The organism is Aquabacter sp. DMC10 (assembly GCF_056314145.1).
In genome coordinates this window covers 482,524-495,590 of the sequence record NZ_JBQUYX010000001.1, presented here as the reverse complement: position 1 = coordinate 495,590, position 13,067 = coordinate 482,524, and the positions used below count along the sequence as shown (strand labels likewise).

The 13,067-nt window shown below is 69.1% G+C and carries 14 protein-coding genes; 10 read left to right on the top strand and 4 right to left on the bottom strand.

Going from position 1 to position 13,067, the window contains the following annotated elements; translation table 11 throughout:
• Positions 1–239 precede the first annotated feature (239 nt).
• On the top strand, positions 240–1,274 hold the full coding sequence (trpS, locus tag ACT54L_RS02295) for a tryptophan--tRNA ligase (protein WP_476083918.1): 1,035 nt from the start codon (positions 240–242) through the stop codon (positions 1,272–1,274).
• Between the two features lie 142 nt (positions 1,275–1,416).
• Complete coding sequence (gene ubiG / locus ACT54L_RS02290) at positions 1,417–2,160, top strand: bifunctional 2-polyprenyl-6-hydroxyphenol methylase/3-demethylubiquinol 3-O-methyltransferase UbiG (protein WP_476083917.1); 744 nt, start codon at positions 1,417–1,419, stop codon at positions 2,158–2,160.
• Between the two features lie 45 nt (positions 2,161–2,205).
• Here the strand turns inward: ubiG and galE are convergent, their stop codons facing one another.
• Positions 2,206–3,201: a UDP-glucose 4-epimerase GalE gene (gene galE, locus ACT54L_RS02285; protein WP_476083916.1), complete on the bottom strand. Its 996-nt coding sequence runs from the start codon at positions 3,199–3,201 to the stop codon at positions 2,206–2,208.
• A 262-nt stretch (positions 3,202–3,463) separates the two neighbouring features.
• On the opposite strand from galE, the gene ACT54L_RS02280 reads away from it, so the two are divergent.
• The 6 genes from ACT54L_RS02280 to dapB all read left to right on the top strand — a co-directional run bounded on the left by ACT54L_RS02280 (position 3,464) and on the right by dapB (position 7,988).
• Positions 3,464–4,360, top strand: a complete 897-nt coding sequence (locus tag ACT54L_RS02280; RefSeq protein WP_476083915.1) for a UTP--glucose-1-phosphate uridylyltransferase — start codon at positions 3,464–3,466, stop codon at positions 4,358–4,360.
• A 118-nt stretch (positions 4,361–4,478) separates the two neighbouring features.
• Positions 4,479–5,081, top strand: coding sequence for a class I SAM-dependent methyltransferase (locus tag ACT54L_RS02275; RefSeq protein ID WP_476083914.1), 603 nt, complete (start codon positions 4,479–4,481; stop codon positions 5,079–5,081).
• Positions 5,082–5,136: 55 nt separating this feature from the next.
• Positions 5,137–5,718: a histidine phosphatase family protein gene (locus ACT54L_RS02270; protein WP_476083913.1), complete on the top strand. Its 582-nt coding sequence runs from the start codon at positions 5,137–5,139 to the stop codon at positions 5,716–5,718.
• Entirely contained in the window at positions 5,715–6,449 is a 735-nt protein-coding gene (gene pyrF, locus ACT54L_RS02265) for an orotidine-5'-phosphate decarboxylase (protein WP_476083912.1), read from the top strand. The genes ACT54L_RS02270 and pyrF overlap by 4 nt, the downstream gene beginning before the upstream one ends.
• A gap of 20 nt (positions 6,450–6,469) precedes the next feature.
• Positions 6,470–7,108 carry a DUF1330 domain-containing protein gene (locus ACT54L_RS02260; RefSeq protein ID WP_476083911.1) on the top strand — a complete coding sequence of 213 codons (639 nt, stop codon included), beginning with the start codon at positions 6,470–6,472 and terminating at the stop codon, positions 7,106–7,108.
• Positions 7,109–7,172: 64 nt separating this feature from the next.
• The gene (dapB, locus tag ACT54L_RS02255; RefSeq protein WP_476083910.1) at positions 7,173–7,988 is read left to right on the top strand and encodes a 4-hydroxy-tetrahydrodipicolinate reductase; all 816 of its coding nucleotides are present in this window, start codon (positions 7,173–7,175) and stop codon (positions 7,986–7,988) included.
• Positions 7,989–7,997: 9 nt separating this feature from the next.
• On the opposite strand, the gene ACT54L_RS02250 is transcribed toward dapB, so the two are convergent.
• The 3 genes from ACT54L_RS02250 to ACT54L_RS02240 form a co-directional block, all read right to left on the bottom strand.
• A complete protein-coding gene (locus tag ACT54L_RS02250) occupies positions 7,998–8,774 on the bottom strand; it encodes an SGNH/GDSL hydrolase family protein (RefSeq protein WP_476083909.1) in 777 nt (258 codons plus the stop codon).
• Between the two features lie 27 nt (positions 8,775–8,801).
• Positions 8,802–9,374 (bottom strand): HdeD family acid-resistance protein, encoded by a 573-nt coding sequence (locus tag ACT54L_RS02245; RefSeq protein WP_476083908.1) that lies wholly within the window; start codon positions 9,372–9,374, stop codon positions 8,802–8,804.
• Between the two features lie 160 nt (positions 9,375–9,534).
• On the bottom strand, positions 9,535–10,815 hold the full coding sequence (locus ACT54L_RS02240; protein WP_476083907.1) for a L,D-transpeptidase: 1,281 nt from the start codon (positions 10,813–10,815) through the stop codon (positions 9,535–9,537).
• A 262-nt stretch (positions 10,816–11,077) separates the two neighbouring features.
• Here ACT54L_RS02240 and ACT54L_RS02235 point away from each other — a divergent pair, with 262 nt between their 5' ends.
• Together ACT54L_RS02235 and metF are read left to right on the top strand one after the other, a co-directional pair.
• A complete protein-coding gene (locus tag ACT54L_RS02235; protein WP_476083906.1) occupies positions 11,078–12,124 on the top strand; it encodes an ArsR/SmtB family transcription factor in 1,047 nt (348 codons plus the stop codon).
• Positions 12,124–13,041, top strand: a complete 918-nt coding sequence (gene metF, locus ACT54L_RS02230; RefSeq protein WP_476083905.1) for a methylenetetrahydrofolate reductase [NAD(P)H] — start codon at positions 12,124–12,126, stop codon at positions 13,039–13,041. Before ACT54L_RS02235 ends, metF begins: the two co-directional genes overlap by 1 nt.
• Positions 13,042–13,067: the final 26 nt, after the last annotated feature.

The window sequence follows — 13,067 nt, the reverse complement described above, 5'->3', positions numbered from 1 at the left end:
GGCCGGCAGCACCGCGCGCCCGCCGGCTAAGCGTCCGCCGCGTCTCCCCGCATGCCGCCCCTTGCCGCGCCCCATCGGGCGTGGCATGAGGCGGCTCGTCCAAGCGGGCGTTGCGCGGTGCGCCATCGGCGTCGGCGCGGCGCGCCCGCATCTTCTGTTGGGCGTGGGCAGTCTCGCCCGCGTCCCGTCGTGTCGGACGGTCTGCTCCGCAGGGGAGCGCCGTCCCTGAGGAGGTCGCCATGGCGGCGGTCGCGGAACGCGTCTTCTCCGGTGTTCAGCCCACCGGCAATCTGCATCTCGGCAATTATCTCGGCGCCATCAAGCGCTTCGTGGAGCTCCAGCAGAGCCACGACTGCATCTATTGCGTGGTGGACCTGCATGCCATCACCGTCTGGCAGGAGCCCGAGGAGCTGAAGCGCCACACCCGCGAGGTCACGGCCGCCTTCATCGCCTGCGGCATCGACCCCAAGAAGCACATCGTCTTCAACCAGAGCCAGGTGTCCGGCCACGCCGAACTGGCCTGGATCTTCAATTGCGTCGCCCGCATGGGCTGGCTCAACCGCATGACGCAGTTCAAGGAGAAGGCCGGCAAGGACCGCGAGAATGTCTCGGTGGGCCTGTTCGCCTACCCGACCCTCATGGCCGCCGACATCCTGCTCTACCGCGCCACCCATGTGCCGGTGGGCGAGGACCAGAAGCAGCACCTGGAGCTGACCCGCGACATCGCGCAGAAGTTCAACGTGGATTTCGCCCCGTCCATCGCGGCCCTCGGCCACACTGACGGCTATTTCCCGCTGACCGAGCCGCTCATCGCCGGCCCCGCCACCCGCGTCATGAGCCTGCGGGACGGGTCCAAGAAGATGTCCAAGTCGGATGCCTCCGACTTCTCGCGCATCAACCTCACCGACGATGCGGACGCCATCGCCGGCAAGGTGCGCCGGGCCAAGACCGATCCCGAGCCGCTGCCCTCAGAGGAAGCCGGCCTGAAGACCCGTCCCGAGGCGGACAATCTGGTGGGCATCTATGCGGCGCTGAGCGACGCCACCAAGGAGAAGGTGCTGGCCGAATATGGCGGCGCCCAGTTCTCCACCTTCAAGGCGGCGCTCGTTGATCTGGCCGTGGCCAAGCTCGGCCCCATCGGCGGCGAGATGCAGCGCCTCATGGCCGACACCTCCGCCATCGACGCCATTCTGCGGGATGGCGCCGAGCGGGCAGGCGTGATTGCCGAGGCCACCATCCGCGACGTGAAGGACATCGTCGGCATGGTGCGCTGAGACGCGCGGGGCGATCTTGCCCAGCGCAATGCGGGTGCGGGCCGCTGTGCCTTCAAGGCGGGGCGAAACGCCCCGCTTCGCCGCCCTTGCCGGGCCGTCCGCGCCTCCCTAGGTGGAAGGGGCCGGCACATTGGAGAGAGCCATGAACGAGGCGCGCACCACGGTCGATCCCGCTGAGGTCGCCTTCTTCGAGGCGCTCGGCGCCGAATGGTGGGACCCCAAGGGCAAGATGGCCCCCCTCCATGGCATGAACCCGGCGCGCCTTGCCTTCCTGCGCGACCTGCTGGTGCGCCGCTTCGGCCGCGATCCCAAGTCCATGCGGCCCCTGAAGGGCCTGCGCCTGCTGGACATCGGCTGCGGCGGCGGGCTCCTGTCCGAGCCTTTGGCCCGCATGGGCGCGGATGTGGTGGGGGTTGATCCCGCGCCCGGCAATGTGGACGTGGCGCGCCTCCATGCGGAGCAGAGCGGGCTTCAGATCGACTATCGCGCCGCCACCGCCGAGGAACTGGCGGATGCGGGCGAGACCTTCGATGCCGTGCTGGCGCTGGAAGTGGTGGAGCATGTGTCGGACGTGGCGGCCTTCCTGCGCGCCACCACCGCGCTGGTGGCGCCCGGCGGGGTGATTGTCCTTTCCACCCTCAACCGCACGGGCAAGAGCTTCGCGCTCGCCATTGTGGGCGCGGAATACATCCTGCGCTGGCTGCCGCCGGGGACCCACAGCTGGCAGAAATTTGTCACGCCGGCCGAGATGGAAGCCGGGCTCGCCGCCTGCGGCTTCTCCCCGGTGGAGATGATCGGCTTCGTCTATGATCCCCTGTCGGGGTCCTGGAGCCTCTCGCCGGACATGGACGTGAACTATTTCCTGGCGGCCGAGAAGGCCGCCTGACATCTCGCGGCTGAGACGGCCGGCTGACCGCCGGCCTTGGCTGTTTCACGCCACCGTGCGCAGACGATCGTCCAACTGCCGTTCCCAGGCGAGCGCGTGGGCGACGATGGTGGGCAGGTCGTCCAGCTTGGGCGTCCAGCCCAGCGCGGCGCGGATGCGGTCGGCCTTGGCCACCACGGCCGCCGGGTCGCCCGCCCGGCGAGGCGCATAGTCCACCTTGAAGTCAACGCCGGAGGCCTCCTTCACGGCTTTCAGCACCTCGAGCACCGAATAGCCGCGGCCATAGCCGCAATTATAGGTGCCGCTCTCCCCGCCCGCCCGCAGATGGCGCAGGGCGTCCAGATGGGCCGCCACCAGGTCGGCCACATGGATATAATCCCGCAGACAGGTGCCGTCGGGGGTCTCATAGTCGGTGCCATAGACCTGGATGCCGGCCCTTTTGCCCAGCGCGGTCTCGCAGGCGACCTTGATGAGATGGGTCGCCCCCGCCGTCGACTGTCCGGTGCGCCCCTTGGGATCGCCCCCTGCCACGTTGAAATAGCGCAGCGCCACATAGCGCAGGGGCGTCGCCACCGCCGTGTCCTGCAGCATCCACTCGCTCATGAGCTTGGAACGGCCATAGGGCGAGATGGGCGAGAGCACCGCGTCCTCAGCCACCGGGTCGATGCCCACCATGCCGTAGACGGCGGCGGTGGAGGAGAAGATGAAGTGGGGAATGCCCGCCTTCACGACGCTCGCCAGCAGCGCGCGCGTCTTGACCGTGTTGGCGAGGTAATAGCCAAGCGGATCGGCCACCGAATCGGGCACCACGATGCGGGCGGCGAAATGGATGACGGCGTCGATGGCATGTTCGTCGACGATGCGGGCCACGAGGTCCGGGTCGCTCACATCGCCCAGGATGAAGGTGGCCTGCGGCGCCACCGCCCAGCGAAAGCCGGTGGACAGGTCGTCCAGCACCACCACCTTTTCGCCCGCATCCAGAAGCGCAAGCACCATGTGGCTGCCGATATAGCCAGCGCCACCCGTCACCAGAACCGCCATCTTCCCGTCTCCGTGTGCGGCCAGACCCTGGAGCAGGCATGCCGCCTGGTCAATGCGAAGAAACAATCCAGGGCCTGCAGCGTTCCTCACCGCGACACGGCCCGGCCATGCTTCCGCCGGGTGGGGCTGTATCTTTTTTGTCATGGCTGCGCTGAAGCCGCGAACCGCGACTTTTGGAGCGGTGGCACCTTCACCTTGGCGCTTCCCTTGAGAGCGCCGGGGCTTTAGGGAAATTCGGACGTCACAAGATTGGTGAGCATCGATGCCCAAGCCTTTGCGTAAAGCCATTCTCCCGGTCGCCGGTCTCGGCACGCGCTTCCTGCCCGCGACCAAGGCGGTGCCGAAGGAGATGCTCACGGTGGTGGACCGCCCCGTGGTGCAGCATGTGGTGGACGAGGCCCGCGCCGCCGGTATCGAGCACATCGTGTTCGTCACCGGCCGCAACAAGGCGGTCATCGAAGACCATTTCGACCGCCAGTTCGAGCTGGAGAAGACCCTCTCGGACCGCGGCAAGACCAAGGAGCTGGAACAGCTCGACCGCGACACCCCGAAGGCGGGCACCACCTCCTTCACCCGCCAGCAACTGCCGCTGGGCCTTGGCCATGCGGTATGGTGCGCGCGCGACCTGATCGACGACGAGCCCTTCGCGCTGTTGCTGCCCGACATGCTCCATCTGCCCAAGAATGGCGGCAAGGGCTGCCTTGCGGAGATGGTGGAGGTCTATAACCGCACCGGCGGCAACGTCATCTCGGTCTATGAGGTGCCGGAGGACCAGACCAACCAGTACGGCATCGTCGGCACGGCCCCGGCCGCCGGCGGCGTGAACGAAATCGTGCAGATGGTGGAAAAGCCGGCGCTCGGCACCGCCCCCACCAATCTGGCCATTTCCGGCCGCTACATCCTCCAGCCCACCATCTTCGACCTGCTTGCCCGGCAGGACCGCGGCGCGGGCGGCGAGATCCAGCTCACCGATTCCATGCTCAAGCTGATGGAACGGGAGCGCTTTTTCTCCGTCACCTTCGGCGGTCCGGTCTATGACTGCGGCTCCAAGATCGGCTTCCTGATGGCCAATGTGGCCTATGCTTTGTCCCGCCCGGACATCGCGCCCGAGTTCCGCACGGCGCTCGGCGAGATGTTGCAGAGCGGTAACGGCGACTGAAAGACCGAAGGGAAGGGGCGGGGGGAAGGCGCTCTGGCGGGGCCGCGCGCCTTGACCCAGCCCCCGTTCCCGTCTAATCGCCGACCCACCTGTCCTCCCCAGGAGTGGAGTCGACCGCATGCTGCAGTCCCAAGATCGTCACTACGCGCCTGCGAAGCCGAAGTTCGACGATGAAATCCGGTTCCTGCAGTCCTGGTTCCAGAGCCCCCTGAAGACCGGCGCGGTCTCGCCCTCCGGGCGGGCCCTTGCCAAGATGATGGCCTCCTATCTCGATCCGGCCATTCCCGGCCCGGTCATCGAGCTCGGGCCGGGCACCGGCCCCGTCACCAAGGCCCTGCTTGACCGTGGCTTTGCCCCCGAGCGCCTGTTCCTGATCGAATATAACCGCGAGTTCTGCTCGCTGCTGCGCCTGCGCTATCCCGGCGTGACGGTGCTGCATGGCGATGCCTATGCCATGGCCGACACCTTGAAGGGCCGCCTGCCCGGGCCGGCCGTGGGCGTCATCTCCTCCCTGCCGCTCTTCACCCGCTCGCCGGCGGATCGCGAGCGCATGGTGGAGGAAGCCTTCGACCTGTCCGTGCCCAACGCGCCCTTCGTGCAGTTCACCTATGCCGTGGTCTCTCCGGTGCCGCTGAAGCCCGGCCAGATCCATGGCGAGCGGTCCCCCCGCGTGTGGCTGAACCTGCCCCCCGCCCGGGTCTGGGCCTATCGCCGGCCGTGATCGCGCGCCTCCCAAGGGGGAGGCTGCCCGCCGCCCCAAGGGGGGAGCGCCGGCCGTGACCGCCTTCCTTTATGTCAGTCATCCCCAGGTGAAGGTGGACCCGAAGGTTCCCGTGCCGGACTGGGGGCTTTCCGACGTCGGCCGTGCCCGCGCCGCCGCCTTCGCCGGCCGGGCCGATCTGGCCGGGACGGCGCGAATCATCTCCAGCGACGAATGCAAGGCCAAGGAGACGGCGGCCCTTCTCTCTGCGGTGCTCGGTGTGCCCGTCGAGGTGCGCGCCGACATGCACGAGAATGACCGCTCCGCCACCGGCTTCCTGCCCGAGGCCGAGTTCCAGGCGGTCGCCGACGCCTTCTTCGCCGATCCCGAAACGAGCGTGCGCGGCTGGGAGCGGGCGCGCGACGCCCAGGCTCGGATCGTGCGCGCCGTGACCGAGGAAATCGCCCGCGCGCCGGACGCGCCGACCATTTTCGTCGGCCATGGCGGGGTTGGGACGCTGCTGCTGTGCCATCTGGCTGACATGCCCATTTCCCGCGTCCACGATCAGCCCCCCGTCGGCGGCGGCTGCTGGTATGGTTGGACCAATAGCCGGCCGCCCGATCGATGGCGCGCCATGGAGGAAGGCCCGAACCCATGAGTGCATCCGCCCCGATCCTTCCGCCCTCTCCGTTCGGTCCCGATCCACGCGACCGCCTCATCGTGGCGCTGGACTTTCCCTCCATTGCCGCCGCCGAGGCCATGGTCTGGCAGCTGGGTGACGCCGTGACCTTCTATAAGATCGGCCTGGAACTGACCGTCTCCGGCGGGCTGGATCTGGCCGCCGATCTCATCGGCGCGGGCAAGAAGGTGTTCCTGGACCTCAAGCTCCACGACATCGACAATACGGTGGAGCGGGCGACCGCGGCCGCCGCCGAGCGCGGCTTCACCATACTGACCGTCCATGCCTATCCCAAGACGCTGGCGGCCGCCGCCCGGGGCGCGGCCGGCAGTGCGCTCAACGTGCTGGGCGTGACGGTGCTCACCTCCTATGACGATGCCGACCTTGCCACTGCCGGCTATGCCCGCTCGGTGGACGAGACGGTCCTCCTGCGCGCGGGCCAGGTGCGCGAGGCCGGGGTGGCCGGCGTCATCTGCGCCCCCACGGACGCGGCGCGGGTGCGGCCCCTTCTGGCGCCCGGACAGTTGGTGGTGACGCCCGGCGTCCGCCCGGCCGGCTCTGCGGTGGGTGACCAGAAGCGCTTCGCCACCCCCGCCGATGCCTTCGCGGCCGGCGCCAACGGCATTGTGGTGGGCCGGCCCATCATCGCCGCCGCCGATCCCGGCGCGGCGGCGCGGGCCATCCTGGACGAGATCAAGCCCTTCCTGTGAAGGCGAGCGGGGAGGGGAACATGCCAAGGGGATATTGGATCGGCCGGGTGGATGTGTCCGACCCGGTGGCCTACCAGGCCTATGTGGCGGCCAATGCGGCGCCCATCGCCGCCCATGGCGGGCGCTTCCTGGTGCGCGGCGGGCCGGTAACGGCGCTGGAGGGGCGCACCCGCGCGCGCAATGTGCTGCTGGAATTCCCCTCCTTCGAGGCGGCGATCGCCTGCTATCGCAGCCCCGGCTACCAGGCCGCCGTGGCGCTGCGCCAGCCGGTGGCGGTGGCGGACCTGGTGGTGGTGGAAGGCGCGGATGCGCGCGAGCCCGCGCCAGTGGCCGAGCCAGGTGCGCCGGCGGCAGGTGTGCCCGCGCCCGGCTATTGGATCATGGGCATCGACGTGATCGACCCGGAGGGCTATCGCGCCTATGCGGCTGCCGGCGGCACCGCTGCCTATAAGCCGCGCTTCCTGGTGCGGGGCGGACGGCAGGAGCAGGTGGAAGGCAGCGGCCGCGCGCGGCAGGTGGTGCTGGCCTTCACCGATGTGGCGCAGGCCCTCGCCTGTTACAACGCGCCGGACTATCAGCGCGCCGTTGCGCTGCGCCAGGGGGCGACGGAGGTCGATCTGCTGCTCATTCCCGGCTATGAGGGACCCCAGCCCGGCTGACGCCGCACCGCCCATCCGCGCTCCGGCGCACAGGAAACCGCGCCGCGCGGCGCAAGGAGACACCGTGTCCGATCTTCGCATCGTCATCTCGGGGGCCGGCGGCCGCATGGGCCGGGTGTTGCTGCGCAATGTGATGGATGGGGAGGGCCTGCGCCTTGTGGGCGCCCTGGAACACGAGGGCAGCACCCATCTGGGCGAGGATGCCGGCCTTCTCGCCGGCCTTGGCGCCAATGGCATCGAGGTCAGCGCGGATGTGGCGGCTAGCTTGAAGGGGGCCGATGCGCTCATCGACTTCTCCTCCCCCGCCGCCTCGGTGCGCATGGCGCGGGCCTGCGCGGAGGCCGGGGTGGTGCATGTGATCGGCACCACCGGTTTCTCCAGTGCCGATCTCCAGGACATCGCCGTGGCCGCGCAGCGCACCGTGATCGTGCGCTCGGGCAATATGAGCCTCGGCGTCAACCTGCTCGCCGCGCTCACCCGCCGGGTGGCGGCGACGCTGGGCACCGAGTTCGACATCGAGATCGTCGAGATGCACCATTCCCGCAAGGTGGATGCCCCCTCGGGCACCGCGCTTCTGCTGGGCGAGGCGGCCGCGGACGGGCGCGGGGTGGACCTTGAAAGCCACAGCGCGCGCGGCCGCGACGGCCATACCGGCAGCCGTCGGCCGGGCGACATCGGCTTCGCCTCGCTGCGGGGCGGCTCGGTGGTGGGCGAGCATGTGGTGATTTTCGCCGGCCCGTCCGAGCGCATCGAACTGGTGCACAAGGCCGAGGATCGGGGCATCTTCGCCAATGGCGCGCTCACGGCGGCGCGCTGGGGCAAGGGCAAGACGCCGGGCCTTTATTCCATGGCGGATGTGCTGGACATTGCCGCCATCTGAGCCGCCCGCTTACCGGGCGGCCGCCTTGGTGCCGCCCGAGCCGAGGCCCGCCGCCAGCGAGATGGCCAGGCTCTTGGAGAAGCAGGCATAGGCCCAGTCGGTCAGGTGCAGGCCGTCCAGGATGATGACCGAGGACATGGGCACCTTGTCCTGTTCCACCCAGCGCTTCATCACCTTGTAGCGCGGGAACACGGAGACCTTCTCCTCCCGTCCGACGGTGGCGATGGTGGCCACCATGGCGGGAGTGTCGGCGTCCAGATTGACCCAGGGCGAATATTGCAGGTCGATGAGCACCACATCCGCGCCCCAGGAGCGGATGAGGTCGATGCCCTGTTTCAGCGGCTCGGCAAAGCGCCCGACGCCCAGGCTGCGCAGCGCATAATTGGTGCCCACCTGCCAGAGCACCAGGTCCGGCTTCAGGTCGCGCACGTCCCGCTCGAAGCGCCAGAGGTTTTCCGGCGCATCCTCGCCATTGCCGCCGCGATTATAGACGGTGATGTCGGCGCCGGGATAACGGGCCCGCAGGTCCGCCTGGAGCTGGGCCGGGTAGGTCCGCTCCGCGCTGGAGGCGCCCACCCCCGTGGTGGAGGAGGAGCCGATGGCCACGATGGTCAGCTTCTTCTGCTTGGCCAGCACCTCGGCCGCGTGCGGCACGGATAGCGCCGCCTCCGCCGGGGTGGTGACGCAAGCCGGCTGGCCTTGCTGGGCCACGGCCGGCCCCGTGAACACCAGCGCAGCGCACATCGCCGCGCCGCCGAGGGGAAAGCCGAAGGTCCGCGCCGCCATGATCGGGTCCTTGCGTGGTCTGAAGGGTCAGCCGTGGTTCTTGAGCGAGAGGCCGAACACGGCCGTGGCCACGCCGTTGATGATGAGGTCGAGGCCCAGGAACAGGCCGAGGATGAAGACCGAGTTCACCGGCCAGCCGGCGATGATCTCGATGCCCAGAAGCAGCGTGATGATGCCGGAGAAAAGCAGGAAGCCCCAGCCCTTGGCCGGGCGGGCGCCGAAGCTGGCGAAGATGCGGAAGATGCCGCCGATCACCAGGGACACACCGATGAAGAGGGTGATGATGCCCGCCGCCAGCAGCGGCTGGTACATGATGAGGGCGCCGGCGATCACATAGAGCGCGCCGCCCAGGGCCCAGAACAGGAAGCGGCCCCAGCTCTGCACCCGGAAGGCATGGAGCACCTGCACCACGCCGCCCACCAGCACCATGGCGCCCACATAAAGGGCGGTGGCCACCGTGCTGGCCAGGAGATGCCCCAGCGCCACGAAGCCGAGAATCACGAAGGCGACGCCGAGCGCGACGAACCAGCCCCAGCCGGCCTTGATGGAGGTGAGCTGGTCACGCGTGGCTGAGCCGGGCGTCGGGATGGTGGTGGGCATGGAGGGAACTCCGAACGGCAGGGAAGCTGTTCGCCTTGCTATCACATTCCCGTCAGGGCCGGGAGGAAATTGGCGCCCTCCCCCTGCAGCCGGTGGCCGCTCCCCCAACGAAAAGGGCGCCCCAAGGGGCGCCCTGATCGAAACGGAAAGCTGGCTGGGCTCAGCGCTGCGCGGTGGGCGTACCGGTCTGGGCGGACGCGGACTGGGACCCGGACTTCGGCATGATGACCACCTTCGTGCCCACCTTCACGCGCTCGTAGAGGTCTTCCACGTCGTCGTTCAGCATGCGGATGCAGCCGGAGGACACGAACTTGCCGATGGTCTGCGGCTCGTTGGTGCCGTGGATGCGATAGATGGTGCTGCCCAGATACATGGTGCGCGCGCCCAGCGGATTGCCGGGGCCGCCGGCCATGAAGCGCGGCAGATAGGGCTGGCGCTCGATCATCTCCGCCGGCGGACGCCAATCGGCCCATTCGGCCTTGCGGGTGATCTTCTCGGTGCCCTGCCAGGTGAAGCCCTCGCGGCCGACGCCAATGCCGTAGCGCACGGCCTTGCCGCCGCCGAGCACGTAATAGAGGTAGGTGTTGGGCGTATCGATGATGATGGTGCCGGCCGGCTGGCTGGTCACATAGTCCACCGTCTGGCGGCGGAAGCGGGCATCCACCGGCTCGCTCGGGTCCACATTCTCGATGCGGGGGCCAGACGGGGCCTGGGTGGTGCCGGGCACCACGGGGGCGTTGGAGGCATAGGAGCCACCGGCGGGCGGGGCGGCATCACGCACATAGCCACCCGGCGCATAGGAGACGCCCTGCGGAGCCGGGGCCACCGCCTGCTGGCCGGCGCGCGCCTGCTGGAGCAGCTGGTCCTGCTGGTAGGAGCCGGCATAGCCGCCGGCCGGCGGCGGCTCGGCGGGCTGGGCCGCCGCATAGCCGGGCTGCGCCTGATAGGCGGGCTGCTGCTGGTAGGACGGCTGGGCCTGCTGGTAGCCGCCCTGGCCCTGATAGCCCGCCGGCTGCTGCGCCGGGATGGAGCCGGTGGCGCCGGGGGGCGTGATGGCCATGGGCTGGTTGCTGGGCGCGGCCGCCTGCTGGGCGCCGGGCTGGTAGCCATAGCCGGGCTGCACGTAGCCGCTCTGGCTGCCCTGGCTGCCCTGGACCTGGCCCTGCACGCCGGCCGGCGGCGCGATGGGCGCGCTCTGCACGGCCTGCTGCCGGGAATAGGGGTCGCGGGCGTAAGGGTCGTTATAGCCCGGCACGGAGCCGGACGGCACGACGCCGGTGGCGCCGGGAGATTCGGACGTGATGGTGCCGGTGGCTTCCTCGTCCGCCTGCGCCTGCACGGTCGACGTGCTGTAGTTATACGGCACACGCGACTGGGCGTGGGCGGACATCGCGAGGACAGAGACCCCGAGGGCCGTGAAGAGAGTGGTGCGCAGCATCATGGACTCGGTGCTAATCCTGAAACGTGACGAAATTGGAAACGGCCTGCGATTTTTTTTCCGCCTTGCTGGCGTCAAGCTCTCGCGGCCCATTTGGGTTCCGTTCAGCCCAATTGCCGTGCGTTCCTGAAGGCACCCTTAAACCTCTGGGGGGAGGGGTGCAACGCGGTGGCGAAGCGCAGGGCGCCACATCGCGATTTTGTCAGGACACGTTGCAGAAAGGCGGCGCTTGAATCGCGGTCCGAATGAATATAAACATATCTTTATGTCTTTAGGCCGGTCCTTCGAGCGCCCCGCGCCGCTCTCCTATTCCGCCTTGCTGGACGGCCTCAAGGCCGCCGGCGAGGATACGCGCCTGCGCCTGCTGGCGGTGCTGGATGCCGCCGAGCTGACGGTGACCGACCTGACCGAGATCATGGGCCAGTCCCAGCCGCGCATTTCCCGCCATCTCAAGCTGCTGGCGGAAGCCGGGCTGGTGGAGCGGCACCGGGAGGCCAGCTGGGTGTTCTATCGCCGCGCCGGAACCGGGCCGGGCGGGCAGGTGGCGGCCCGGCTGCTGGATCTGCTGGACCCCGCCGATCCCGTGGTGGCCCGCGACCGGGCCCGCCTTGCCGAAGTGCGCGCCCAGCGCGCCGCCCAGGCCCAGGCCTATTTCACCGCCCATGCGGACCGCTGGGACGCCATCCGCTCCCTGCACGTGCCCGAGGCCCAGGTGGAAGGCGCCATCCTTGAGGCGCTCGGCCCCGAGCCCATCGGCACCCTCCTGGATCTGGGCACCGGCACCGGCCGGATGCTGGAGATCTTCTCGCCGCGCATCGGCCGGGGGCTCGGCATCGACCTGTCGCCCGACATGCTGGGGGTGGCGCGGGTGAATCTGGAGAAGGCGGGCATCCGCAACTGCTCGGTCCGCCAGGGCGACATCTATGCCCCGCCGGCCGCCGAGGGGGGCTTTGACGCCATCATCATCCACCAGGTGCTGCACTTTCTGGACGAGCCCGCCCGCGCGCTGCGCGAGGCGGCGCGCCTGCTGAGGCCGGGCGGCCGCCTCCTGGTGGTGGATTTCGCACCCCACGACCTTGAGTTTTTGCGTGAGGCCCATGCCCACCGTCGCCTGGGGTTTTCCGCCGATACGGTGGCGGGCTGGATGGCGCAGGCCGGCTTGGTGCCCGCGCTTCACCGCACCCTCGCTCCCTCCGGCGGCGGCGCCGACACGCTCACCGTCTCGCTCTGGCTGGGCCGTGCCCTGCCGCCGGCGGTGAACCGGCCCGCCGACATGGACAAGACCGCCCGAGAAAAGAAGGAAATCGCCTGATGACCACCCCCATCCGGGCCAGCCGAGAACTGGGCAGGAGCCCCGTGAGCGTCTCCTTCGAATTCTTCCCGCCCAAGACGGAGGAGATGGAGCGCAATCTGTGGGCGAGCATCGCCCGGCTCGCCCCGCTCGGGCCGAAGTTCGTGTCCGTCACCTATGGCGCCGGCGGTTCCACCCGCGAGCGGACCCATGCCACCGTGGCCCGCCTAGTGGAGGAGACCGACCTCCAGCCCGCCGCGCACCTGACCTGCGTCGCCGCCAGCCGGGCGGAGATCGACGATGTCGTGCAGGCCTATAAGCGGGCGGGCGTGCGCCATATCGTGGCGCTGCGGGGCGATCCCACCACCGGGGTGGGCACCGCCTATGAGCCGCACCCGGAGGGCTATGCCCATGCCTGCGACCTGGTGGCGGGCATCCGCAAGCAAGGGGATTTCGAGGTCTCCGTCTCGGCCTATCCCGAGAAGCACCCGGAAAGCCCTTCCATCGACGCCGACATCGACTATCTGAAGGCCAAGGTGGATGCGGGTGCCACCCGCGCCATCACCCAGTTCTTCTTCGAGAACGATGTCTATTTCCGCTATCTGGACAAGGTGCGGGCCGCCGGAATCACCATTCCCATCGTGCCCGGCATCCTCCCCGTGACCAATTTCAAGCAGGCCGCGAGCTTTGCCGCCCGCACCGGCGCCTCCATGCCCGCCTGGCTCGCCCGCCGCTTCGAGGGGCTGGACGGGGACCCGGAGACCCGCAAGCTGATCGCCGCGGCGGTGGCCGCCGATCAGGTGACGGATCTGGTTGATCGCGGCGTGGGCGAGATCCATTTCTATACGCTCAACCGCGCCGACCTGGTCTATGCCATCTGCCACCTGCTGGGCCTGCGCGACCGGCCGGCGGCTCCGCCGCAAGCGGTGGCGGTCTAGTATCCCTTCATGTTCCGCCGGCGCAC